We start from the raw sequence: 21,915 nt of genomic DNA on the forward strand, positions 1-21,915 counted from the left end.
TAGGACAAGCAGGCGATTATTTGCCGGGCGTGGTGAGGTGGTTCAACACGCTGTTGGCGATGCGGTTACGGTCGGCGGAGGTGATGCCGATAAGTTCTCGGCGGGCGTATTGGTGCTGTGGGCCGCCTTTTTCGACGCGGTCGCGTAGGCCGTAGTGATGCACGCGTGCGATTTTTGCGACGCGGCCCATGAACCCAACGGTGGCTTCATCGGCGTTGGTTTTGATCTTGAGGTATTTGGCCGTGCGTAACTTGGTGAACATGGTTTTGCGGCGTATAGCCCCACGACGACCGCGCAGCTGAGTGCGGGGTTCAAAGGGTGTGCCGTCGGGGCTGGTTTGTGTCTTGATGCGTTCACGGTTAGCAATGCGCAGATCCCGCGCGACGTTTCGCGCGAGTACCCGACGCTCTTTTGGCGTGAGCTTGTTGATAAGGGGCGTTAGCCAAGTATCAAGCTGCTGCAGTTCGTCGCTCATTCGCTATGCCATTCGCTTTTGAGTACGTGTTCAGCGTCGGTTGGCCCTTTAACGTAGAGCTGCCAACTTTTCGCGGGGCATGCATCAACCGGGTATTCCGGCATCCGGTGTTCGGATTCGATGCGGCCGCTTTCACAGTCGACCTTGGAGACGACGCGTTCAGTGAGGCGGACAGTTAGCGCGAGATCCCAGCTGTGGTTGTTCAAGATCTCGGCTTCGAGCTGGACGGCTTCATCGGGGTCAAGATCTGGTTGGTAGCTGTTGAGCCATTGGAGTAGCGGCACCATTACCGTATCGAGTGAGCCGCTGTAATCGGTGATGACGATCTGCGCGTCTACGGTGTACTGGTGGCTTAAGTTCGTGCCTCGCGCGAATTTTATTTTGCCATCGTTGATGAAGGTGTGGAGCTGTTCGGGGCTACGTGCTAATTGCGGGACACTAGCGAGTATATGGGCTCTTAAGTGCTGTAATTTGATCATTGTAGGGCTTCGCTATGGCAAAGAATAATGGCGTCGACCTCGGCGGCGCACTGCGCCCAGGCGCCTTCGGTGCGTTCAAGCTGCAGGTGCATTTCGCCGTTTGATTGCGGGTTACTCGCTGGCAGGGTGCAGGGGCTGGGCGTCGCGCACTGATTGATAATAATCACGGGCACCGATGACGGCGGGGCGGTTGCGCAGCCGGATAACAGCAGCAGGCAGGCGAGTGCCAGCCCAATCGCGTAGCGTGGCGTTTTCACGGTGTAGATCCTCAATGGTGGCCAGGCGGTTAGCGGCGGTGCGGGTGAGTACCGCTTGTTGATCTGCCAGCGCCCGGCGTTGATTTTCCAGGCGCCGGGCGTTTTCCCAGAGAGCATTAATGACCACGATGCTTTCCTGTTCCCGCTGATGAGATTCGGCGAGCTGTTGTTCGGCGAGATCGGCGCGAGCCTCGGCGGCGTTGGTGCGCTGCCAAAGTGCCCAGGTAATAAGAACGACCAGCAGCAAGATGGCCAGTGCGGCAAGTAGGCGGCTCATGGTGCTGGCCTTGTGCTTTGCTCAACGCCTGCAAGACACAATTCACGTTCAGTGGCGCGACGTTTGACTAAGCCGTTGAGCTTTCGGCCACCGGCGTAAACCCAGCGAGAAAGTTCATTACATGCGCCGCGTAGATCCCCAGCATTGAGTTTGCGCAGCAGGGTGGAACGGGCGAAGGCGCCTTCGCCGACGTTGTAAACAAACGAAGCTAACGCCGCCTGGGTCGGGGGCGGTAGTTCGACCTGGGCGCGGCGATCCACTGCAGTGAAGGCGTCGCCCAGGTCGGCTTCCAGCAACGCGGTGCATTCTTCTTGTGACAGCGTTTGCCCCATGCGTGCCGTGGCGGTGTGGCCATAGCAAATGGTGGGGATACCGACGGGGTCGCGGTAGGTGGTGGGCTTATAGCCTTCGTAGTAGGAGACGACGGCGGTGGCGATGCTGAGCGCTCCGGCGGTGGCCCCAATGGCAATGCGGCTTTTAAGACTCATCGCGTGGTCCCCAGTAGTTGCGTAGCTGTTTCAGGTAACGCGGTACCAGCAGGCCGATCTGTAACGCCAGATAAAGCAGCGTTAGCACGGTGACCCAGTCGGCCGGGGTCATGCCGCCCACATGGAGCAACGAGACGATGGCCGGCGGCGCCAATTTTGCGCTTTCGGTGGTGATTTCAAATGGGTGGCTCATGGTCGCTTAGTTCCAAAGCTGTATTTGGGGTTTGGGCTCGCGTGCTTCCGGCGGTGGGGGCAGCGTGACCGGGGTTCCTTCTTTCAGCACTGGCCCTTGGTTAACCAGGTGCGGGTTGAGCCGCAGTGCTTGTTCGGTAATCGCAGCGGTTTTGCCGTAGACGCGGTAGAGCAGGCCGTCGAGCGTTTCGCCCTGATTAGCGTAGGCCACACGGTTCATATCAGCTCGACCGTGGTGTGATTGCGGCCGGTCAGCTCGGCGATGGCTTCGCGGGCATCGGCGCGGTAGTCGTCTGCGGCGGTGTCCATCGTTTCGCCACGTTTTTTGCCTTCACCAGTGGCGGAATAGTCGCGGTAACGCTCCTGTAAATCCGCTTGGGCTTGGGCGTAGATGGCTCGGGTATAGAGCAGCTCGATATCACCGGGTGATTGCCAAGGTTCGGGCGGTATTGCGTCGCATGCCATGCGCCCAGCTTGCTGCTGGTTATGTTGGTAACTAGCCAGCTGGCGATTGATATCCGCCATGGCGGCGCGCAGGCTTTGGCGAATACGCACATCGGTTATGCTCGTAACTCGCTCTTCATCGCGGAATGCGTTCGGGTCTACATCTGGCCAAAAGCCGTTATTAATGATGATGGCCAGCGTTTTGCTGGGTGGGTTTGAGCTGTGGCCAAGCATAATGGCAACCTATTTAAGAAGGGGGTGGACCACTTCGCGCGAGGCTATAAGCCCTTGCTTAGCGGTGCCCCCTTGCCGTCGGGTGCGACTCTGTTGGCGTCAGGCGGTGGCCTGTTCGCCCTGTTTTTTGAGCTGACTTTCTAGCCGCTGGATATCCTGCTTTACGCCAATTTTTTCATTCAGCTCTAACGCGCGCTTGAGCTGGGCAAGTGCGCCTTCGGCATTTTCGGCGGCGCGGAGTGCGTAGCCGTAGCTTTTATGCACTTTGGCTTTGATTTGATCGTGCATATCGGCATCACCGACGATTGCGACGCAGCGAGCCATAACGTTGGCGAGCGCGTCGGCGTCGACGCTTTCTTTTTCCAGCGCTGACTTGACGCCGTCGGCGATCTCTTCGGCCAGGATGCTGACGGTGTCGCGGTCGTATTGGTCGGGCGTTTCGATGTTGTGTTTCACCGCGTAGGCTCCAATTTCGAGGGCTTTTTCGTAATCGCCGACGTCGATGCACCAGACCATTAGGGTCATGAGTACGTCATCTTTTGCGCCTTTGCCTTCGCTCAGCACGCCGTTGATATAGGGCAGGAAGTCGGGCAATAGCTCGCACTTCTTCTCGACCTTGCCTTGAATGGATTTAATGGCCTTGAGCGTGCGACGGGCTTCATAGAGTGCGCGAGCGTGTAGCTCGTATTGCTCGCCCTGTTGTTGCTCGCCGGGGGTGGCAGCGCCCGCCGCTTTCGCGGCGGTCACTTGTTCAAAGTGCTTACGGGCTGGGCTTTTCATAACGTCCCTTTTTACGCTTCGACGATTTCGATGTTTTCGACGACGCAGCCGAACCCGTAATCCTCAACGACGTAGGCGTCGTTGCTGGATTCGTAGTTCTCTACGCGTTTACGCTCGGGCTTATCTTTGATGTAGCGGCGGCGGCTGCCGATCTGCCAATAGATCGAGAGGTTGGCCAGCGACGTAATCATAAGGGTGCCTTCCGGCACGAACGGGGCGCGCACCGCTTGCAAGCCCCCCATACGCTTTTGGCTGAGAAGCAGATCTAACGCGATAGTTTCGGTGGGCGTTTGGCCGTGCTGCTGGATCATGGGGAAGTATTTATCTTCCAGCATTTGGCTACCCATAATGACCACCAATGACGGGTCTTCACGGTACCAAGGCTCAATCAGTTGGCTTTTAACGTCGGATACCAGCGCATCGAGGTTCGCATAGTCGCCTTTGATACCAGTGACCTCACCAGCATCATTCTTAACGGGGGTCTTATCGATAACGACTTTTCCTGCGGTTTTACCTTCTTTTAGTACGCGCTCGGGCGAGTTGTCGCGATACTGCTGAAGCCAGCCTTTGTTAACGTCCTGTAAAAGCGGGTTTGCAACAGGGTCGGTTTCCACCGCTGCATTGGTTCCGTTAAAACCGATCATGATGCGATCAAGCGCTTGGCGTTGAATGATCAAGTTGCGAATACGTGCCTGGAAGTCAGGGAACCGTGCCCAGGCATCCAGCCGCGCCCAAGGAATGTGAGTATCAAACTCGGTGCTTACGCACTCGTACTGTTGGCTTGATAGGTCGGTAACGCTTCGGGTTTTGCGATCCTTCTCTTCTACATTGGTACGACCGGCAATCGGGCCGGAAACACCCATGCCGATTTTTTCGCCTTTAATTTCATCTACGCCAATTACGTTGATGCTGCGAAGGAACTGGCTGGATTCCTGCATTTTGCTTTCCAGCGTCTGCTGGACACTGGGCTCAACGCTGAAATGGTCGCCGGTGTTATCGACGCCGTTCAACTGGGCTAGTCGGGTTTTGAATTTGTTAAAGGCCTTGCGTGTATCGTTGCGCATTTAGATGTTCCCTTGATCAAGTGGCGGCGGCTGGTTTTTCGTCTGGCCAGCGCTTAGCAGTCGGTTTCTTCAACGACGCCGCCACCGGTAGCGGGGGCGCGGTACGTGGTATCCGGTTCGTTATCGATCTGGTTATAAAGCTCTTCGAAGCGCTTTTTCAGATCGTTGTGTTCGGTTTGGAGCTGGCCGAACTGTTCGGCGGTGGGGCGGTTTTCCAGCTCATCGGCCAGGGCGTTGTAGTGGTCGGCGACCACTTCGAGGGTGCCTTCCAGCTCAGTGCGGAAAGCTTCAAAGCCCCTTGCCGTTTTGGTGTCCTGGCGGCCGAATAAGGCGGCGATCTTGGCTTTCAAGCCGTCGGCGGTCGGTGGCTTCTCTTCGGTGAAGTCGAGATCAATTTCCACGGCCTCGGTGAAGAGGTTGTCAGCGTGCTGCTTGCGAGTGGCCAGCGGTGATGCAGCGCCTTTATCTCGGCTGAATTGCAGCATGTCCGTACCCAGCGACGCGGGGGAGTCGGTTACCGCCAAGCCTTCCAGATACGCTTCGCCGGTGTCGCTGAACTTAGGGTTTACCTCAATAGAGCTGTAGACCTTCTGGCGTCGCTTGTTCATCGCCTTGAGTTCGTCGGTGGGATCGATCTCGGCGAACAGGGCGAGCTTCCCGTCTTCCACTTCGCGTGCTTCTACTGAGAGGACATCGCCCAGGGCGTTAAATACGCTGTCCGCTGTCATGCCGCGAATGTGCTCCATCCAGACGCGCGCGCCGTATTTCTTGGGGTCGTAATTTGCGGCCATTTGCTCGATCCATTCGCGCTGAATCTCGCGGCCGTCGGTGGTTGCGCCTTCGGTGGCGACGCGGAAAAACTTGGGCATGTTGGGGTTCCTGGGCGGTGGCTGTTCGATATGCGCTCAGGTTCCGCGTGTATGCGTTTGGGCTCAACGGTTACACGTTGTGCGAGCTGGGCAAGACAAAGCAAGGCAGGCGTGGGCATCGCGCGCGACGGGTACGCTGGCGACATGACGACGACAGCCCCCGACTTGATCCCTAGCGCGACAGAATCCCCGCGCATGACCGCCCGGCACCTCTACTGGCAAGGGTGGCGAGTTGCGCGTATTGCCGAGCATATTGGTGAGAAACCCGCGACCGTACATAGCTGGAAAGCCCGTGATAGGTGGGAAGATGCGACGCCGACCGAGCGTGTAGAGCACTCGCTTGAAGCGCGGATGGTTCAGCTCATTGGGCTACCGGAAAAGGAAGGCAAGCATTTCAAGGAAATTGACCTACTAGGCAGGCAGATCGAGCGCTTGGCCAGGGTTCGCAAATACCATGAAACCGGCAGCGAAGCGGATTTAAACCCGAACATCGAAGCGCGCAACGCGGGGCCGAAACGCAAGCCACGCCGTAACGCGCTTGATGATGAGCAGATTGAGGCGTTGGAAGCAGCGTTCTTAGATTCGCTGTTTGAGTATCAAGCAGTTTGGAATGAGGCGGGGCAGAAGCACCGGATCCGCAACATTCTCAAAAGCCGCCAGATTGGTGCTACTTGGTATTTCGCACGCGAGGCTATCGTCGATGCGTTTAAGCATGGGCGTAATAAGATCTTCCTTTCTGCCAGCCGCGCCCAGGCGCATATCTTCCGCAATTACATTATTCAGTTCGTTAAAGAGACCTGCGACGTTGAGTTGAAGGGCGACCCCATCGTATTGGATAACGGCGCCGAGCTGCACTTTCTGGGTACCAACAGCAAAACCGCCCAGGGCTATCACGGCGACGTGTATCTGGATGAGTATTTTTGGATTCATCGCTTTGCCGAGTTCCGCAAGGTTACGTCTGGCATGGCCATGCACAAGAAGTGGCGGCAGACGTATTTCTCTACGCCTTCGAGTGTTGGCCACGAGGGTTATCCGTTCTGGAATGGTGATCTGTTCAACAAGCGCCGTAAGAAGAGCGAGCGCGCCGAGTTTGATGTATCCCACGAGGCACTGAAAAACGGAAAGCTATGCCCCGATGGTCATTGGCGGCAGATCGTCACCGTCATGGATGCTATCGCGGGCGGCTGTGACCTGTTCGACCTTGAACAGCTGCGTCTTGAATATTCGCCGGAGGAATTCGACAACCTGCTGATGTGTGGGTTTGTCGATGATAGCCAGAGCGCTTTCCCGCTGGCGACGATGAAGGGTTGCATGGTCGATAGCTGGGAAGTGTGGGACGACTACCGGCCCTACGCGCCTAGCCCCGTTGGCGATCGTGAGGTTTGGATAGGTTACGACCCGACCGGTACCGGTGAAGATGGTGACGGAGCCGGGCTAGTTATTGTGCTGCCTGCACGCTCAAGAGAGGAAAAGCACCGCGTGTTGGAGCGCCACCGCCTCAAAGGCCAGGACTACGAAGACCAGGCCGCGTTTATCGAATCCTTCCGCGATAAATACAACATTGCCCATATCGGGATCGATACGACAGGCATTGGCGGCGCTGTTGCTGAGCACGTCGAGAAATGGTTCCCAACGGTGGTGCGCTATCGCTATGACGTGGCATTGAAGACATCAATGGTGCTGCAGGCTCAGCAGATCATCCGCAAGGATAGGTTGGAATTCGACGCGGGTTGGTCTGATCTTGCCGCGTCGTTTATGTCGATCAAAAAAGAACTGACCGCCAGCGGTCGCCAATTCACTTACGTGTCAGGTCGCAACAAGGCGACCGGCCACGCCGATTTAGCGTGGGCAACGATGCACGCTCTACATTTCGAACCTATCGACGGCCCGACCACCGAGGGCGTGGGTAAATCAATTATGGAGGTTTACGAATGACGACCAACACCGCTGCGGCAAAGCCCCGCCACCGGGTCTATGCGTATGAGACTGAGAAGGCCGCGCCGGTGGAGGCCACCGGCGGTGGTAGTGGCAGGATGGAGGCGTTTAGCTTTGGCGACCCTGAGCCGGTTACATCGATGCGGGACGTTTGGTATGAGGGTGTGTGGCTAACGCCTGATGAATGGTACGAGCCACCGATTCCGTTGAGCGTACTGGCTCAAACTTACCGGGCCACCCCACACCATGGAAGCGCTTTGCAGGTTAAGCGCAACATTCTATTAAAAACGTTTATCCCCCACCCCATGCTATCCCGCCGTGATTTTAGCGGCGTGGCTCTTGATTACCTCACGTTTGGCAATGGATACCTGGAAGAGATCCGCGGACGCCTGGGGCGGCGGCTAAAATTGCAACATCGATTAAGCAAGTACATGCGGCGGGGTAATGACGATCGGTATTGGTGGATACCCAACTACATGGAGCGCACAGAGCTACCGGCGGGGCGGACCATCCATTTACTGGAGCCCGACATCGATCAAAGCGTTTACGGGGTGCCTGACTATATCGGCAGCCTTCAAAGCGCCTGGTTAAACGAGAGCGCTACGCTGTTTCGGCGCCGGTACTACCTGAACGGCTCGCACGCTGGTTTTATCATGTATGTGAACGACCCGGCGCATGATCAAAAGGATATTGATGACATGCGCAAAGCGTTGAAGGATTCAAAGGGACCGGGGAATTTCCGTAACTTGTTTTTATACTCGCCCCGGGGGAAAAAGGACGGTGTTCAGATTATCCCGGTAAGCGAGGTAGCGGCTAAAGATGAGTTCTATAACATCAAGAATATTACCCGCGATGACCAGTTAGCGGGGCATCGTATACCGCCGCAATTAATGGGCATTATTCCGCAAAATACAGCAGGCTTCGGTGACATTGAGAAAGCCGCACGAGTATTCGTAGCTAATGAGCTGGAACCGTTACAAGCAACGATGCGGGAAATAAACGAACACGTTGGCGAGGAGATAGTGAAGTTCAACCCTTACCGGCTGGACGATCCCGACGCCGAGTAACCGGCACCCTCAATCGCAGCCGCCCGCCTGGGCGGCTTTTTTGTGCGCGTACGAATGAAGCATATATAAATGAAACGCATTAGCCTTTTTATTAGCTCTATTATTCGCTGTAAGCGCTTCTAAAAATACGCAGCCCTGACCACTCAAAGACTAAGAAAACTTCCTGTGCGAGCTGTACGGCCTAATTACCCACCAACGGCGGCGACCCGCGCCGCGCTATCGTCACCCCGCCCCGCCCGCGCGCTAAATATAGTGGTTTTTATGCACTATTGCGGCAGGTACTCAGGCCGCGCCACTGCTGGGCGGAAGGGCGGTTATAAGGGGTGATATTTTTATGCGTTTTCATGCGCAATTATGCAGTTTTTGCATTGGTTAATCAGACGCCGTGAGGTAGTGCGCGGCGAGCATTTCAAGTATCGGTTTACGGTGAGCTTCCCAGGTTCGTTCATCGACCAGATCCGCAACCACGGTGGGCATTTCCGCGTAAGTCAGCCATAGCTCTTCGGTATCGGCTGGGGTTAACCCGATCTTTGCGCCCTGGCTTTGTGTGCGGATATCAAACTGGATGTAGTAATCAAGGCGGGGGGATTGGCGTAGGTAATAAGTGAAGCGTTTGAGCTTTTGGGGTGATCTGTTCATTAACCACTGCCCCTGCAATATTTTGTTTTGCTACCTATTTGCTACCTAGAACCAGTCAAATACAAAAACGGCCACTTGCTGATTTAGCTAAGTGGCCGTTTTTAATAGTGTTCTTGGTCGGAATAGCAGGATTCGAACCTACGACCTCTGCCTCCCGAAGGCAGCGCTCTACCAAGCTGAGCTATATTCCGAACGTTGCTGGGCAGTGCTCAACAACGGGGCGAATCTTACACAGTTAGGGGCTTTTTATCAAGCCCCGACACCGCTGTAATGCGAATTTTATGCTTGCCGGTCAACGGCCAGGCGGGCGAGCTGAGCCATGCTGTCACGGTAAGGGCTGGGCGGAAGGAACTCTAATTGCGCCAGCGCTTTATCGGCCATCTCGTCGGCGCGCTTACGCGTGTACTCAAGCGCGCCTGTGGCGTGAATAATGGCCAGCACTTCATCCAGCTGCTCCAGGCCGCCTTTACGGATCACCTGGCGAATCAGCTTGGCCTGTTCTGGCGTGCCCTGCTCCATGGCGTGAATCAGCGGCAGGGTGGGCTTGCCTTCGGCCAGGTCATCGCCGACGTTTTTACCCATGGCGTCTGCATCGCCCTGATAGTCCAGCAGGTCATCAATCAACTGGAAGGCAAGGCCGAGGTAACGGCCGTAAAGCTTGAGCGCCTGCTCTTGTTCAGGTGTGGCGTCGGCAAGCACGGCGCCGCTGTGGGTGGCGGCTTCGAACAGCATGGCGGTTTTACCTTGAATGGTTTCAAAGTAATCCGCTTCAGAAATACTCGGGTTGCCAATATTGGTCAGTTGCAGCACTTCGCCTTCGGCAATGGTGCAGGTGGCGCTGGAGAGAATCGCCATGATCTGCATCGACCCAACATCGACCATCAGCTGAAACGAGCGTGAATAGAGAAAGTCACCGACCAAGACAGACGGCGCGTTACCCCAGGCATCGTTGGCGGTTTTTTTGCCGCGCCGCAGATGCGACTCATCCACTACGTCGTCGTGGAGCAACGTCGAAGTGTGCATAAACTCGATCAGCGTGGCCAGAGTGATGTGCTTGTCACCCTGGTAGCCCAGCGAGCGGGCTGCCAGCAGAACCAGCATTGGCCGCAAGCGTTTGCCGCCGCTTTCAATAATGTACTGGCTAATGGTTTCGACGAGCGGGACTTTCGAGGTGAGCTGCTCAACGATCGTCCGGTTGACGGCTTCAAAGTCATCTGCCACCACGGCGTGCAGCGGTGAGGGCGTTGGGCTGGCAGTCGGGGGTGGGGAGACGTTGGCGGTCATGGGTTCCGTTCATCGCGGCAGGTGGAAAGGACTAAATTGAAGTCATGCTATGGGGCTGCCGGGAAAGCGTCAAGGCGCGTTCAAGGCATGGTGCGTACAGCAGATAATAAACATCAATTGACAACGGCCAGTAGTCTTGTGGTAGAGAGCGATTGTCGTTATAATCCGCGACCCACTCATCATGCTCCCTGTCAGATGGCTGCCAAAAGGGGCGCCACTCGCAGCAGGTTGATAAGAGCACGACTCGAAAGAGCGTAAGTGATGAGCGCTGGTTATGCAGGGCATAGCCGCATTAACGACAAGTCCGGAGAGCGACATGTACGCAATTATCAAGAGCGGTGGCAAACAGTACCGCGTTCAAGAAGGCCAGACCCTCAAGCTTGAGAAAATCGAAGTCGCTACCGGCGAAACGATTGAGTTTGATGAAGTGCTGCTGGTTGCAGATGGCGATGATTTCAACATCGGCGCGCCGCTGATCAGTGGTGCCAAGGTTTCCGCTGAGATCGTTTCTCACGGTCGTGGCGACAAGGTAACCATCATCAAATTCCGTCGCCGTAAGCACAGCATGAAGCGTCAGGGCCACCGTCAGTGGTTCACTGAAGTCAAAATTACTGGAATTTCCGCGTAAGCGGTTCATTCCCTGAAAGGAGAATTTTGCAATGGCACATAAAAAGGCAGCCGGCTCCACGCGTAACGGTCGCGATTCCGAATCCAAACGCCTCGGTGTTAAGCTTTTCGGTGGCCAAGCAGCGAACGCCGGTAGCATCATCGTTCGTCAGCGCGGCACGCGTTTCCACGCGGGTACTGGCGTTGGCTTAGGTCGTGATCACACTTTGTTCGCACTGAACGAAGGCTTTGTGAAGTTTGAGACCAAAGGCCCGAAAAACCGCAAATTCGTTAGCATCGTTTCTGAATAAGCAACTCAGGTTGCGTAGAGCGTAGTTAATGAAAAAAAGCCCCGCTATGGCGGGGCTTTTTTGTCTGTTTAAGTCCTCTTGTTCTACTCACGGAAACAAGGGGGTTGCATATAGGGCGGCGAAAGCGGCCGGGAGAATCTATGCAGTTCGTCGATGAAGCCTCGATTATTGTTGAGGCGGGAAAAGGCGGCAATGGCTGTCTGAGCTTTCGCCGCGAAAAATATGTACCGAAAGGTGGCCCCGATGGTGGTGACGGTGGTCATGGAGGCAGCGTTTACCTGATTGGTGACGACTCGCTCAATACGCTGGTCGACTTCAAGTTTCAGCGTTTCTACAAGGCTGAAAACGGCCAGGGCGGCATGGGCCGTCAGATGAGCGGTAAAGCCGGTGAAGATTTACACGTTAAGGTCCCGGTAGGCACCACCGTTGTGGACGTTGATACGCTGGAAGTCATCGCGGATGTCACCGAAATTGGCCAGGTAGTACTGGTGGCTGAAGGCGGTCGTCGTGGGTTGGGTAACATCCACTTCAAGTCGTCTACCAACCGTGCGCCGCGACGCACCACGCCAGGTACCGAAGGCGACCGACGTAATCTTCGTCTTGAAATGAAAGTCATGGCGGATGTTGGCCTGTTGGGCATGCCCAATGCAGGTAAATCCACCCTGATTCGCTCGGTCTCAGCGGCCAAGCCTAAAGTGGCTAATTACCCATTTACCACCCTGGTGCCGAACCTGGGGGTGGTGAAGCTGGGGATGCACGAACACTTTGTGATGGCGGACGTACCGGGGCTGATCGAAGGTGCTTCTGAAGGTGCTGGTCTGGGGCTGCGCTTTCTAAAGCACCTGACCCGTACGCGCCTGCTGTTTCATGTCGTAGATGTAGCCCCCTTTGATGAGTCTGACCCGGTAGAAGCCGCTCAGGCGATTGTGCATGAGCTTGGCCAGTTCTCTCCGGCGCTTTCCGAGCGCCCGCGCTGGCTGGTGTTGAACAAGTTTGATCTGCTGCCTGAAGATGAGCGTGAAGAACGCGCTCAAGCGATCATTGACGCGCTTGGCTGGGAAGGCCCGGTGTTCCGCATCTCGGCGATTAGCAGTGAAGGCACGGACAAGCTGGTTCAGGCCGCGTACCGCTGGCTGACCGAGCAGCGTCGCCTTGAGAACGAAGATGAAGACGCGCTTGCCCGCGAGCAGGAAATGCGTCGCCGTATGGAAGAAGAGTCGGTAGCCCGCATCGAAGAGCGTCTGGGTCGTCGTAAGCGGCCTGATGACGAAGATGACGAAGATTTCGATGACGATGATTACGACGTTGAGGTCGAATACGCGCCCTGATGAAATATGCGGGCGTGCTTGCTCAATGTGCTAGCGCTTAGCGGTCAACGTACTTAATAACGTGCCTGATAAGGTAGAAACGGATGGAGAGTCATGAGCTGGGGGGCGGCCGCCGTGCGCTAAGCCGCGCTCGCCGAGTGGTGGTTAAAATTGGCAGTGCGCTACTGACCAATGACGGGCGTGGCCTGGATGAAGCGGCCATTGGCGGCTGGGTTGACCAGGTGGCCGAGCTGCATCAGCAGGGTATCGAAGTGGTGCTGGTGTCCTCCGGTGCCGTTGCGGCCGGCATGGTGCGCTTAGGCTGGCAGGCACGCCCGAGTGCGGTGCATGAACTGCAGGCTGCCGCGGCCGTGGGTCAAAATGGCCTTACCCAGTGCTATGAACAGCATTTTGCCCGCCACGATATGCTCACGGCGCAGATTCTGCTGACGCATGACGATCTCTCCAACCGCAAGCGCTACCTGAATGCGCTATCGGCCCTGCGTACGCTGGTGGAAATGCGCGTGGTTCCCGTGATCAACGAAAACGACACGGTGGTCACCGATGAAATCCGCTTTGGCGATAATGATACGCTGGGTGCCTTGGTGGCCAACCTGTTGGAAGCCGATGCGTTATTGCTGCTTACCGACCAGGAAGGCTTGTTCGACGCCGACCCGCGTCATAACCCTAATGCCCAGATGATTGCCGAAGGGCGTGCCGATGACCCGCGCCTTGCCGCCGTGGCTGGTAGTGGTGGGGCGCTGGGACGTGGCGGCATGAGCACCAAGGTGCGTGCGGCCAAGCTTGCCGCGCGTTCGGGGGCGGTGACGGTGATTGCCAGCGGTCGTCAGCCTGACGTTATTACGCGAATTATGAGCGGCGAGGCGCTAGGCACGTTACTTCACCCTGAGCAGGCGCCTATGGCGGCGCGTAAGCGTTGGCTGGCGGGTCAGCTGCAGGTGCGCGGTACGCTGGTGTTGGATGCCGGGGCGATAAAAGTCCTGCGCGAAAAAGGCTCCAGCCTGCTGCCGGTGGGTGTGCGCGACGTCAAAGGGGTCTTCAAGCGTGGCGATATGGTGGTCTGCGTTGATGAGCAGGGCATGCCCGTTGCCAAGGGCCTGGTCAATTACGGTGTCGAGGAGGCGCGACGGCTGGTCGGACAGCCTAGTCATCAGATCGAAGCGATTCTAGGCTACGTAGAAGCCCATGAGCTTATTCACCGCGATAACCTAGTGGTGATCTAGCGCAAGCGCGCTTTAGCTGAAAATAGGCAATACAAAACGCCGTTTACTGTGATCAGTAAGCGGCGTTTTTATATGGACCGTGATTGCATGCGTGAAGGTAGCGGTACTTGGCGGGGCCAGCTATTGGGCACGATAAACACCCGTTCAACGCGCTGCTGATGAGGTATATACAGCATCACCTGCTGCGGCCCGTACTGCTCAATCAAGCGCTCTACGCCCGGCATTACTGCGGCGATTGGCTCAAAATCCTCCACTTTGGGCGGCGCTAACCAGTGAGGCTTGCGTAGCCAAGCCATGCGTATCGGTGTGTCTAGGCTCTCCATTGAGTTCTCCATTGAGCTTTGCATCGAGCCATCCACCAAGCTATCCACTAGCGCGGGCCAGTCACGTAAAAAGCACCATAAGCCACGCCGATGGTTAAGCGTTGCCCCTTGAGGGGCGGGCAATGGCGTATGCCAGGGATAAAACAGCACGCCGGGCATAGCGATGCGGTGGGTAAGAAGCTCACCCACATCGAGTGAATAAGGCATCGTGTCGCGTGGGGTTAACCAGTGTGCAAGCGTGGCAAGCGCCAGCGGCGTTGTGGAAAGCGGCAGCTGGTGGCGGCGCAAGTGGGCGCATTTCAACGCCAGGCTATCCAGCCCTCCCGGGCCAATCCAGCGGTCTAGGCTGTTCGCCGGGCCATGGCCTTCAGGCAAGCCGAGATAAAACTTGATGGCGACTTCCAAATGCACCGGCGCCGGATTATCGCGCGTGCGGTAGACCATATCCAGCTCACCCAGCGTGATGCGCTTATGATAAATCCGCACGTTCTTGGCGAGCAGGCGCGTATTGGGGGCGGTGTCTAACAGAAGATGCCACAGCCGTTCATGATAATGGCCCATGCGCGTCGCCTTCTGATGGCTGGCCGCCGCAAGCGATGCGGGAGTAAGCGCCGAAAGCCAGGCGGTTAAATGGTGCCCCAAACCTAGTTCGTGAAGCGTCGGGCGTCCGCCATCGGGAATGGGGGGCGGCAGTTCAATAAGGTCAGGTGTGAGCGCAAGCCATGCCAGATCACAGAGTACAGTCGACCCCGACGACGGCAATTCTGGCGAAGGGTAGCGTTCGCGGCAAACGCCTTCAGCAGGCGGGGCATTCAGCAAGAAGTTCTCCTTTAGGTGGTCGTTCTTAACTGGCGCTGAGCTGCTACGCTTTCCTATACAGCGACATTAGCGTGATAACCGCCACCCGCCAAGGAAAGGAGTGTGCTAAATGGGCAAGACCAAATCGAAAAAGGCCAAAGCGAAAGATAAAAACGCCTCGAAGAGCCAAGCACAGAAGACCGCCCCGCAAGCATTAACGCCGCAAACCGGCGCATCGCTGTTTGAAGATGCGCGCTCGCGTCTTGAAGATGTTTTCAGGGAGCTGGACATTCACCCTGACGCCCAAGCGCGCTTAATGCAACCGAGCCTGTCGCTTCAGGTAAGCGTTCCTGTACGCATGGATGACGGCAGCTTGAAAGCGTTTCCCGCGTGGCGGGTGCAGTACGATACAAGCCTCGGGCCTGCCAAGGGCGGTGTACGCTTTCACCCCGATGTTAACCAGCACGAAGTCACTACGTTAAGTTTTTGGATGGCGATTAAATGCGCGGTGGTGGGTCTGCCTTATGGTGGCGGCAAAGGAGGCGTCCAGGTCGATGCCAAGGTACTTTCGGCGCTTGAGCGCGAGCGTTTAGCGCGAGGTTATATTCGAGCGATTGCCGACATCATGGGGCCTGACCGCGATATCCCCGCGCCGGACGTTAACACCGATGCCATTGTCATGGGCTGGATGATCGATGAGTACGAACATATCGTGCGTGCCCATGCACCCGCAGCGATAACGGGAAAACCGCTGTCGCTGGGCGGCTCGCCTGGACGCGTTTCGGCGACCGGCCGAGGGGCACTAAAAGTGTTGGATTTATGGGCCGAGCAGAATGAACGTGAACCTCAGGAAACGATCGTGGCCGTGCAGGGGTTTGGCAACGCTGCGTACCATTTTGCCCGTTTAGCCAGCGAGCGGGGCTATAAGATCGTTGGGCTTTCCGACTCGAGCGGCGCGATCTACAGCGCTGACGGTCTGGACGTTGCTGCGGCTAAACAAGATAAAGACCAGCACGGCCAGCTGGCCAAAAGTCAGGCCGGTACACAAATCAGCGGGGAAGAGCTACTGGCGTTGGACGTAGATGTACTGGTGCTCGCCGCGCTGGAAAACCAGATTCATTGCGATAACGTCGAGGCAGTACAAGCGGGGGCAGTTCTGGAAATCGCCAACGGGCCGCTCACCAGTGACGCTGACGCTGCATTAGCCAAGCGCGATATTCCGGTATTGCCCGATGTGCTGGCTAATACGGGGGGAGTAATCGTTAGCTACTTTGAGTGGCTGCAAAACCGGGCGGGGGAAACCTGGAGCGAAGAGGATGTGAACCAGCGTCTGGATGCGCGGCTAATCAGTGAAGCGAATAGCGTCTTGACCCGCGCCGAGCAGGAAAACATTACCTATCGGCAGGCCGCTTACCGCCAGGGCATTGAGCGTATTGCCGGTGCCCTTATGGCGCGCGGTAACTGTCTGGATTGCCGTTAAGCGCAGGCAAACGAAAGCGGGCGCCCAAAGGGAGCCAGCTTAACGATTAGCTACTGTTCTTTAATCACTGTTCTTTAATCACGGTCGATCTGGGTAACTTCAGAAGAGCCCTGACGTACGCTGATTTCAAGCTCGCGGCCGCTTTCGTCACGTCCTTCGATATCGATGATGCCACTTTTATCGATATCCAGGTCTTCAAACTCGGCCATGCCTTCCTGAGCCGCAACCTCCAGCGCCTGACGGATATCGTCTTCACTCATTCCCCATGCGCCGGTAATTAAGCGCTCACGCTTCTCTTGTAGCGTTTCACCGTTATCGAGCGAAAACTCAATGTCGGCATACCACTCATCGTCCAGCCAGCCTTCTACCTCAGCACGGCCACGGCTTTTAATGCTGATTTCTTCATAGTGGCTGAACCCGTACTCTGAGGCGTGGGTTAAGACGTCGTCAATGCGATCCATGGGCAGCGAGTCTGCCTGGGCGCTACCTGCCGCTGCTGCGAAGAGTAGGGCGGAGGTCGGGATCAACAGCATTTTCTTCATAGCGTTCATGGCAAAATCCTTCTCTAGTCTTTAAACACTTCTCTAGTCTTTAAACACTTCTCTAGTCTTTAACTACTTCTTCAGTCGTTAAATGCTTGAGGCAAGTAATGGCATTTCGTGAATGCGGCATTTCGTGAATGTGACAGAGTATTTATAGCACCCCGCTTATTTCCCTAGACTGAACGAGCCGTTCATCTGGCATTCATGTTGCCTTTGGCATCCTTGTCCTATGAAAGCACTTGCGCGTTTTAACATATTACTCAAGCAATCCCGCCAGCACCTGATGTCGTTTATCGGTGGCGGGGCGCTCTCGGCTGCGCTGCTTTCGGGTAGCGCCGTGGGCGATCAGCACTGGGAAGCGCTGCACGGCGAAGTGCGGCGTGGCGATGTCGTGTCGTTAGAAAGCATATTGGACTGGCTGGACGCGCATTATATCGGTGAGGTATTAGAGGTAGAAGTTGAGCGTGAACACGGTGCTGTCGAGTATGAAATAAAATTGCTGGGCCCTCAAAATCAGGTGGTAGAGTTTGAATTTGATGGTCACAGCGGTCAGTTGATGTCGATTGAAGGCGTGCGTATCAACGAAATGCGCCGCCCCTGAATCTGTCAAATCAAGCCCGCATAAGGCATATAACATGAAGTGTTTACTGGTAGAGGATGACCAGGCGTTGGCGCGCGAGCTTAGCCAGGCACTGCGCGATGGTGACTGGCTGGTTGAGCATGCAGAAAACGGCCAGGAGGCCGACTTTCTAGTGCGCACGGAAACCTACGATACGTTGATTCTTGACGTAGGCCTGCCCGATGGCGACGGCACCCGCTGGCTCGCCTCCTGGCGTGAAGATGGTATCGATCTGCCGGTGCTTATATTAACCGCCCGCGAGCGCTGGGCCGATAAAGCCGCCGGTTTTACTGCTGGGGCAGATGACTATGTCACCAAGCCTTTTGAATCCGCTGAAGTATTGTTTCGCCTGCGTGCCTTGGTGCGCCGCAGTCACGGCCATTCGCACCCGGTGCTTAAAGTCGGTGAAATAAGCCTGGATACCCATACCCAACATGTCACGCTGGCGGGAAGGCCGGTTGGGCTAACCGCCCAGGAAACGCGTCTGCTGAGCTATTTGATGCACGCCGCGCCGCGTGTGGTTAGTCGCATTGAGCTTTCTGAACACGTTTACGACCGCGATCATGAGCCTGATTCAAACGTTATCGATGTACAGATAAGTCGGCTGCGCCGTAAGTTGGGTGCCTGGCGGTTTGCCACGCTTCGAGGGTTGGGCTACCGCCTGTTGGCTGAAGCGCCAGACGATCAATGAGTAAGCCTGCGCCCTCATGGCGAACCCGCTGGTCGGGCCGCTCGATTAGCCTGCGGTTGCTGCTCGCTGTTTTACTGATGATTGGGATTGCCCTGCCGGTGGCGGGCACGCTGTTGTCACACCACTATCGAAAGGCCGCGACGGAGTCTTTTGACGAGCGGCTTGAAGCCACTCTAAATGTGATAATTGCAGGCGTTGCCTTTGATCCTTTCACTCAACAGCTGCGCTATGAGCGGGCGCTGGGTGACCCACGCTTTGATCAGGTGTTTTCAGGCTGGTACTGGCAGATTACCGACCAGCAGGGGCATTCTGTTACCTCGCGCTCGCTGTGGGATCAGCGTCTGCCGGTAACCGATGATGAAAAAACCAACGGTCGTGAAGTGACGGGCCCGCGGGAACAATCACTGCGCGTGGTGGAGCGCGATATCTATCTGGCGCCATTAGAAGCACCGCTACATGTTAGTGTCGGCGCTCGGAATGACGAGCTGGTCAGCGATATGCACGAGTTCCAGCGTTTGCTGTGGCTGGGGCTGCTGGGCCTGGGCGCGCTGCTGCTGGGCGTACTCGGCTTGCAAGTGCGTTGGGGGCTTGCGCCGCTACGGCGTATGCAGGCTAATTTAAAAGATGTCGAGCAGGGGCGGGCCGAGCAGCTAGCCGTTGATCTTCCTGATGAGCTTGCCACGCTCGCGGCTTCCATGAACGCCGTATTGGCGCGTGACCAGCGGCTGATCGAGCGAGGGCGGCATACGGCCGGCAATTTGGCCCATGCGCTGAAAACCCCGTTAAGCGTGATGCGCCTGTTGGTACGCCAACTGCCCGAAGAGCGCCGGAGCGCCTGGGATGTCGAATTAACCCGCGTGGACAGCGCCGTGCGGCATCACTTGGCGCGGGCCTCGGCCGCTGGTGAAGGTGGGCGTTTTGCGCCGATTGATGTGTATGGCACGCTTTCTCCCTTATTAAGTGGCCTGGGTCGGCTTGCGCAGCGGCGCAATATTACCTTACAGCAATGCTGGGAAAGTCAGCCGCGAGTACATATGGACACTCAGGATATTCAGGAGCTTATCGGTAACCTGTTGGATAATGCGCTACGCTGGGCAAGTCACGAGGTAACGCTTGAGGTGCAGGCAGTGGATTTGACCCTTCAACTGACCGTGGGCGATGACGGCCCCGGTATGACGGAAGCCGAGTGCCAGGAAGCGGTTCAGCGCGGCAAGCGTTTGGATGAGCAGCGCTCACAAAGCGGTCTGGGCCTGGCAATCGTGGCAGATCTCGTCACTCTCTACCAAGGTGACATGCAACTTCAACGCGCCGAGGCGGGAGGGTTAAAGGTATCTATCGAACTTCCTGTAATAGCCCGTGGTTAACAACCCGTGGTTAATAAAGAGCAAACGCTATGACCGCTGTGGATAATGCACTGCCTGATGTGCTGGTGGGCCCGCTGCTGCGGCGTATTAGCCCTACACGCCTGGTAATGTGGCTGGTTGCCTCGCGCTCACTGGCGATGTCGTTGGTGCTGCGCCCCGGGGATCGCGACGAGCAGCGGTTTAATGTTAACGATCACCACCAGCGCTTGCCCATTGGCCGACATGCTTTTATCTATCTGATCGATGTTCGCTTACCTCAGGCGTTGCCCACCGACGAGCGCATAGAGTACGACCTGCGTATCCAAACGACGCAAGGCGAATGGCAATCCCTGCCCGACTGGGCGCCCTGGCTATGTTATGAAGGCGCGGCCTATCCGGCATTCGTCATCGCCTCGCGCCATCATCGGCTAATGCACGGTTCGTGCCGTAAACCCCACCATCCCAGCGCCGACGGACTAGTGCGCGCTGACCAATTTCTATCCGAAAGGCAGCAAGCGACTATCGAATGGCCAGCGTGGCTGCTGATGACCGGCGACCAGGTCTATGTCGATGATGTGGCAGGCCCCATGCTGCGCGCCGTGCATACCTTGATTGAGCGCTTGGGGTTGGTAGACGAGCTGCTTGAGGGGGCGACGGTCAAGGACAGCCAGGCGCTTTACGCTGCCCCTGAAAGTTACTACCAGCGTGAAGCTTTACTACCTGATATCAACAGTAACGTGGCCCTGCGCGAACGCTTTTTTGGCGGGGTGAAGAAACCGGTATTCACCTCGGCCAATGCGTCTAATCATTTGATGACGCTGGCGGAAATGCTCGCCATGTATTGCCTTGTCTGGTCGCCGGTTCCCTGGCAGATCATGACGCCTGATGAGCCTGCCCTTAACGCCAAGGATGCCGAGAACTACCGGCAGGAGCAGGCCATTGTGGATGACTTTGTGGCAGGCTTGCCGCAGTGCGCAAGGCTTTTGGCCCATCTGCCCAGCCTGATGATTTTTGACGACCACGATGTCACCGACGACTGGAACCTGACCGCCGAGTGGGAGCGCTGCGCTTACGGCCATCCGTTTTCAAAACGCATTATTGGCAACGCGTTGGTGGCCTATTTGCTGTGTCAGGGGTGGGGCAATGCACCGGATAAGCTCAATCCGCTGATCGAGCAGGCGACTGAATTACTGACTGAGACAGGACCGCTTTCGATTAGTCAGCAGGATGCGTTGATCGAGAGATTATTGCGTTTTCAGGGCTGGGAATTTCAGGTGCCCGGCACGCCCGCCTTGATTGTGCTGGATACCCGTACTCGTCGCTGGCGCAGCGAGCGTAGCCCCAAGCATCCTTCCGGCTTAATGGATTGGGAGGCGCTCATGGAAATGCAGCAGGCCCTGCTGGGTTGTAAAAGCGCCGTGATTGTCTCGCCGGCGCCCATGTTTGGGGTAAAGCTGATTGAGGGCGTTCAAAAGCTGTTTACCTGGGTGGGTAAACCGTTGGTGGTGGATGCCGAAAACTGGATGGCCCACCGCGGGGCGGCCAACGTGCTGCTGCAAATCTGGCGACACTCAAAAACGCCGGGCAACTACGTGATTCTGTCTGGCGATGTGCACTACTCGTTTGCTTACGACATTATTGTGCGCCGCCAAAAGCAAGCGCCGCATTTATGGCAGGTGACCTCCAGCGGCATCAAGAATACCTTCCCGGTTCAGCTGTTAAACACTTTTGACCGGCTTAACCGCTGGCTTTACGCGCCCTGGTCGCCGCTTAACTGGTTTACCAAGCGCCGTAAGCTGAGTATTCATCCCCGCGACCCCAGTGGAGCCAGTGCCGGGGAACGGCTCTGGAATGCCAGCGGCATTGGCTTGGTAACCCTGGATGATGAAGGCCGCCCGGTAGATATTCGCCAGCTAGATGTCAATGGCAATGATGTCGTCTTCCCACCCCCCGATGATTTACAGCAGTAAGGCTATCGATAGCCTGCTAGTAGTCATACAAACGTCATAAAAATGTCGCACGCTGGCTGATAAGACAGCCCGCGTTAAAAGCCTTTCTTAACACCCCCTAAGGTCGATATTAAATTTTGATTATGCTCGCTCCTGTGGGCCGTTTTAATGACGCTGCTATACGAACTGTCTTTAACGACCGTCCTTAACAACAGTTT

26 protein-coding genes and 1 tRNA gene are annotated in these 21,915 nt (G+C 56.5%); 11 read left to right on the top strand and 16 right to left on the bottom strand.

From position 1 onward, the window contains the following. Positions 1–16: 16 nt before the first annotated feature. The 11 genes from INT33_RS16055 to INT33_RS16100 form a co-directional block, all read right to left on the bottom strand. Entirely contained in the window at positions 17–475 is a 459-nt protein-coding gene (locus tag INT33_RS16055) for a phage virion morphogenesis protein (protein WP_193092405.1), read from the bottom strand. Beyond that, positions 472–954, bottom strand: coding sequence for a phage tail protein (locus INT33_RS16060; RefSeq protein WP_193092406.1), 483 nt, complete (start codon positions 952–954; stop codon positions 472–474). The genes INT33_RS16055 and INT33_RS16060 overlap by 4 nt, the downstream gene beginning before the upstream one ends. After that, the gene (lysC, locus tag INT33_RS21585) at positions 951–1,169 is read right to left on the bottom strand and encodes an Rz1-like lysis system protein LysC (RefSeq protein WP_226940236.1); all 219 of its coding nucleotides are present in this window, start codon (positions 1,167–1,169) and stop codon (positions 951–953) included. The genes INT33_RS16060 and lysC overlap by 4 nt, the downstream gene beginning before the upstream one ends. Next, a complete protein-coding gene (lysB, locus tag INT33_RS16065; protein WP_193092407.1) occupies positions 1,066–1,488 on the bottom strand; it encodes an Rz-like lysis system protein LysB in 423 nt (140 codons plus the stop codon). The genes lysC and lysB overlap by 104 nt, the downstream gene beginning before the upstream one ends. After that, entirely contained in the window at positions 1,485–1,976 is a 492-nt protein-coding gene (locus INT33_RS16070; RefSeq protein WP_193092408.1) for a lysozyme, read from the bottom strand. Before INT33_RS16070 ends, lysB begins: the two co-directional genes overlap by 4 nt. After that, on the bottom strand, positions 1,966–2,169 hold the full coding sequence (locus INT33_RS16075) for a hypothetical protein (protein ID WP_193092409.1): 204 nt from the start codon (positions 2,167–2,169) through the stop codon (positions 1,966–1,968). Before INT33_RS16075 ends, INT33_RS16070 begins: the two co-directional genes overlap by 11 nt. 6 nt (positions 2,170–2,175) lie before the next feature. Continuing rightward, positions 2,176–2,388, bottom strand: a complete 213-nt coding sequence (locus INT33_RS16080; RefSeq protein ID WP_193092410.1) for a tail protein X — start codon at positions 2,386–2,388, stop codon at positions 2,176–2,178. Beyond that, positions 2,385–2,846, bottom strand: coding sequence for a head completion/stabilization protein (locus INT33_RS16085; protein ID WP_193092411.1), 462 nt, complete (start codon positions 2,844–2,846; stop codon positions 2,385–2,387). The genes INT33_RS16080 and INT33_RS16085 overlap by 4 nt, the downstream gene beginning before the upstream one ends. Positions 2,847–2,945: 99 nt before the next feature. Then, complete coding sequence (gpM, locus tag INT33_RS16090) at positions 2,946–3,626, bottom strand: phage terminase small subunit (RefSeq protein ID WP_193092412.1); 681 nt, start codon at positions 3,624–3,626, stop codon at positions 2,946–2,948. 11 nt (positions 3,627–3,637) lie between these two features. Further along, positions 3,638–4,690, bottom strand: a complete 1,053-nt coding sequence (locus INT33_RS16095; protein ID WP_193092413.1) for a phage major capsid protein, P2 family — start codon at positions 4,688–4,690, stop codon at positions 3,638–3,640. A 53-nt stretch (positions 4,691–4,743) separates the two neighbouring features. Then, entirely contained in the window at positions 4,744–5,559 is an 816-nt protein-coding gene (locus INT33_RS16100) for a GPO family capsid scaffolding protein (RefSeq protein ID WP_193092414.1), read from the bottom strand. A gap of 144 nt (positions 5,560–5,703) precedes the next feature. Between INT33_RS16100 and INT33_RS16105 the strand changes: the two genes are divergently transcribed. Next, positions 5,704–7,494, top strand: a complete 1,791-nt coding sequence (locus INT33_RS16105; RefSeq protein ID WP_193092415.1) for a terminase large subunit domain-containing protein — start codon at positions 5,704–5,706, stop codon at positions 7,492–7,494. After that, positions 7,491–8,561, top strand: coding sequence for a phage portal protein (locus INT33_RS16110; protein ID WP_193092416.1), 1,071 nt, complete (start codon positions 7,491–7,493; stop codon positions 8,559–8,561). Before INT33_RS16105 ends, INT33_RS16110 begins: the two co-directional genes overlap by 4 nt. 372 nt (positions 8,562–8,933) lie before the next feature. Here the strand turns inward: INT33_RS16110 and INT33_RS16115 are convergent, their stop codons facing one another. The 3 genes from INT33_RS16115 to ispB form a co-directional block, all read right to left on the bottom strand. Continuing rightward, complete coding sequence (locus INT33_RS16115; protein WP_193092417.1) at positions 8,934–9,200, bottom strand: hypothetical protein; 267 nt, start codon at positions 9,198–9,200, stop codon at positions 8,934–8,936. Positions 9,201–9,314: 114 nt separating this feature from the next. Beyond that, positions 9,315–9,391 (bottom strand) — tRNA-Pro (locus tag INT33_RS16120). An 88-nt stretch (positions 9,392–9,479) separates the two neighbouring features. Further along, positions 9,480–10,484: an octaprenyl diphosphate synthase gene (gene ispB, locus INT33_RS16125; RefSeq protein ID WP_192539374.1), complete on the bottom strand. Its 1,005-nt coding sequence runs from the start codon at positions 10,482–10,484 to the stop codon at positions 9,480–9,482. A 316-nt stretch (positions 10,485–10,800) separates the two neighbouring features. On the opposite strand from ispB, the gene rplU reads away from it, so the two are divergent. From rplU to proB, 4 genes are all read left to right on the top strand, one after another. Further along, positions 10,801–11,112 (top strand): 50S ribosomal protein L21, encoded by a 312-nt coding sequence (gene rplU, locus INT33_RS16130; protein ID WP_018917618.1) that lies wholly within the window; start codon positions 10,801–10,803, stop codon positions 11,110–11,112. A 31-nt stretch (positions 11,113–11,143) separates the two neighbouring features. Next, complete coding sequence (gene rpmA, locus INT33_RS16135) at positions 11,144–11,401, top strand: 50S ribosomal protein L27 (RefSeq protein WP_018917617.1); 258 nt, start codon at positions 11,144–11,146, stop codon at positions 11,399–11,401. Between the two features lie 140 nt (positions 11,402–11,541). Further along, positions 11,542–12,729 (top strand): Obg family GTPase CgtA, encoded by a 1,188-nt coding sequence (cgtA, locus tag INT33_RS16140; protein WP_193092418.1) that lies wholly within the window; start codon positions 11,542–11,544, stop codon positions 12,727–12,729. Between the two features lie 83 nt (positions 12,730–12,812). Next, positions 12,813–13,952: a glutamate 5-kinase gene (gene proB, locus INT33_RS16145; protein ID WP_193092419.1), complete on the top strand. Its 1,140-nt coding sequence runs from the start codon at positions 12,813–12,815 to the stop codon at positions 13,950–13,952. 68 nt (positions 13,953–14,020) lie between these two features. Here the strand turns inward: proB and INT33_RS16150 are convergent, their stop codons facing one another. After that, positions 14,021–15,094, bottom strand: a complete 1,074-nt coding sequence (locus INT33_RS16150; RefSeq protein ID WP_193092420.1) for a DUF1853 family protein — start codon at positions 15,092–15,094, stop codon at positions 14,021–14,023. Between the two features lie 109 nt (positions 15,095–15,203). On the opposite strand from INT33_RS16150, the gene INT33_RS16155 reads away from it, so the two are divergent. Beyond that, positions 15,204–16,553, top strand: coding sequence for a Glu/Leu/Phe/Val family dehydrogenase (locus INT33_RS16155; protein WP_226940234.1), 1,350 nt, complete (start codon positions 15,204–15,206; stop codon positions 16,551–16,553). A 74-nt stretch (positions 16,554–16,627) separates the two neighbouring features. On the opposite strand, the gene INT33_RS16160 is transcribed toward INT33_RS16155, so the two are convergent. Next, positions 16,628–17,104, bottom strand: coding sequence for a PepSY domain-containing protein (locus INT33_RS16160; protein WP_193092421.1), 477 nt, complete (start codon positions 17,102–17,104; stop codon positions 16,628–16,630). 220 nt (positions 17,105–17,324) lie between these two features. On the opposite strand from INT33_RS16160, the gene INT33_RS16165 reads away from it, so the two are divergent. The 4 genes from INT33_RS16165 to INT33_RS16180 are packed head-to-tail and all read left to right on the top strand — an operon-like array spanning position 17,325 to position 21,718. Continuing rightward, positions 17,325–17,696: a PepSY domain-containing protein gene (locus INT33_RS16165; protein ID WP_193092422.1), complete on the top strand. Its 372-nt coding sequence runs from the start codon at positions 17,325–17,327 to the stop codon at positions 17,694–17,696. Positions 17,697–17,730: 34 nt separating this feature from the next. Beyond that, positions 17,731–18,405, top strand: coding sequence for a response regulator (locus tag INT33_RS16170; RefSeq protein WP_192539368.1), 675 nt, complete (start codon positions 17,731–17,733; stop codon positions 18,403–18,405). Beyond that, the gene (locus INT33_RS16175; RefSeq protein ID WP_193092423.1) at positions 18,402–19,769 is read left to right on the top strand and encodes a sensor histidine kinase; all 1,368 of its coding nucleotides are present in this window, start codon (positions 18,402–18,404) and stop codon (positions 19,767–19,769) included. Before INT33_RS16170 ends, INT33_RS16175 begins: the two co-directional genes overlap by 4 nt. 29 nt (positions 19,770–19,798) lie before the next feature. After that, on the top strand, positions 19,799–21,718 hold the full coding sequence (locus INT33_RS16180; protein WP_193092424.1) for an alkaline phosphatase D family protein: 1,920 nt from the start codon (positions 19,799–19,801) through the stop codon (positions 21,716–21,718). Positions 21,719–21,915: the final 197 nt, after the last annotated feature.

This window comes from Halomonas colorata (assembly GCF_014897985.1).
GTDB lineage: Bacteria > Pseudomonadota > Gammaproteobacteria > Pseudomonadales > Halomonadaceae > Vreelandella > Vreelandella colorata.

Bases quoted from the DNA above. Each gene is read 5' to 3' on its own strand.
- INT33_RS16055 (WP_193092405.1), bottom strand. From the start codon at position 475: ATGAGCGACGAACTGCAGCAGCTTGATACTTGGCTAACGCCCCTTATC.
- INT33_RS16060 (WP_193092406.1), bottom strand. From the start codon at position 954: ATGATCAAATTACAGCACTTAAGAGCCCATATACTCGCTAGTGTCCCG.
- lysB (WP_193092407.1), bottom strand. From the start codon at position 1,488: ATGAGCCGCCTACTTGCCGCACTGGCCATCTTGCTGCTGGTCGTTCTT.
- INT33_RS16070 (WP_193092408.1), bottom strand. From the start codon at position 1,976: ATGAGTCTTAAAAGCCGCATTGCCATTGGGGCCACCGCCGGAGCGCTC.
- INT33_RS16075 (WP_193092409.1), bottom strand. From the start codon at position 2,169: ATGAGCCACCCATTTGAAATCACCACCGAAAGCGCAAAATTGGCGCCG.
- INT33_RS16080 (WP_193092410.1), bottom strand. From the start codon at position 2,388: ATGAACCGTGTGGCCTACGCTAATCAGGGCGAAACGCTCGACGGCCTG.
- INT33_RS16085 (WP_193092411.1), bottom strand. From the start codon at position 2,846: ATGCTTGGCCACAGCTCAAACCCACCCAGCAAAACGCTGGCCATCATC.
- gpM (WP_193092412.1), bottom strand. From the start codon at position 3,626: ATGAAAAGCCCAGCCCGTAAGCACTTTGAACAAGTGACCGCCGCGAAA.
- INT33_RS16095 (WP_193092413.1), bottom strand. From the start codon at position 4,690: ATGCGCAACGATACACGCAAGGCCTTTAACAAATTCAAAACCCGACTA.
- INT33_RS16100 (WP_193092414.1), bottom strand. From the start codon at position 5,559: ATGCCCAAGTTTTTCCGCGTCGCCACCGAAGGCGCAACCACCGACGGC.
- INT33_RS16105 (WP_193092415.1), top strand. From the start codon at position 5,704: ATGACGACGACAGCCCCCGACTTGATCCCTAGCGCGACAGAATCCCCG.
- INT33_RS16110 (WP_193092416.1), top strand. From the start codon at position 7,491: ATGACGACCAACACCGCTGCGGCAAAGCCCCGCCACCGGGTCTATGCG.
- INT33_RS16115 (WP_193092417.1), bottom strand. From the start codon at position 9,200: ATGAACAGATCACCCCAAAAGCTCAAACGCTTCACTTATTACCTACGC.
- ispB (WP_192539374.1), bottom strand. From the start codon at position 10,484: ATGACCGCCAACGTCTCCCCACCCCCGACTGCCAGCCCAACGCCCTCA.
- rplU (WP_018917618.1), top strand. From the start codon at position 10,801: ATGTACGCAATTATCAAGAGCGGTGGCAAACAGTACCGCGTTCAAGAA.
- rpmA (WP_018917617.1), top strand. From the start codon at position 11,144: ATGGCACATAAAAAGGCAGCCGGCTCCACGCGTAACGGTCGCGATTCC.
- cgtA (WP_193092418.1), top strand. From the start codon at position 11,542: ATGCAGTTCGTCGATGAAGCCTCGATTATTGTTGAGGCGGGAAAAGGC.
- proB (WP_193092419.1), top strand. From the start codon at position 12,813: ATGGAGAGTCATGAGCTGGGGGGCGGCCGCCGTGCGCTAAGCCGCGCT.
- INT33_RS16155 (WP_226940234.1), top strand. From the start codon at position 15,204: ATGGGCAAGACCAAATCGAAAAAGGCCAAAGCGAAAGATAAAAACGCC.
- INT33_RS16160 (WP_193092421.1), bottom strand. From the start codon at position 17,104: ATGAACGCTATGAAGAAAATGCTGTTGATCCCGACCTCCGCCCTACTC.
- INT33_RS16165 (WP_193092422.1), top strand. From the start codon at position 17,325: ATGAAAGCACTTGCGCGTTTTAACATATTACTCAAGCAATCCCGCCAG.
- INT33_RS16170 (WP_192539368.1), top strand. From the start codon at position 17,731: ATGAAGTGTTTACTGGTAGAGGATGACCAGGCGTTGGCGCGCGAGCTT.
- INT33_RS16175 (WP_193092423.1), top strand. From the start codon at position 18,402: ATGAGTAAGCCTGCGCCCTCATGGCGAACCCGCTGGTCGGGCCGCTCG.
- INT33_RS16180 (WP_193092424.1), top strand. From the start codon at position 19,799: ATGACCGCTGTGGATAATGCACTGCCTGATGTGCTGGTGGGCCCGCTG.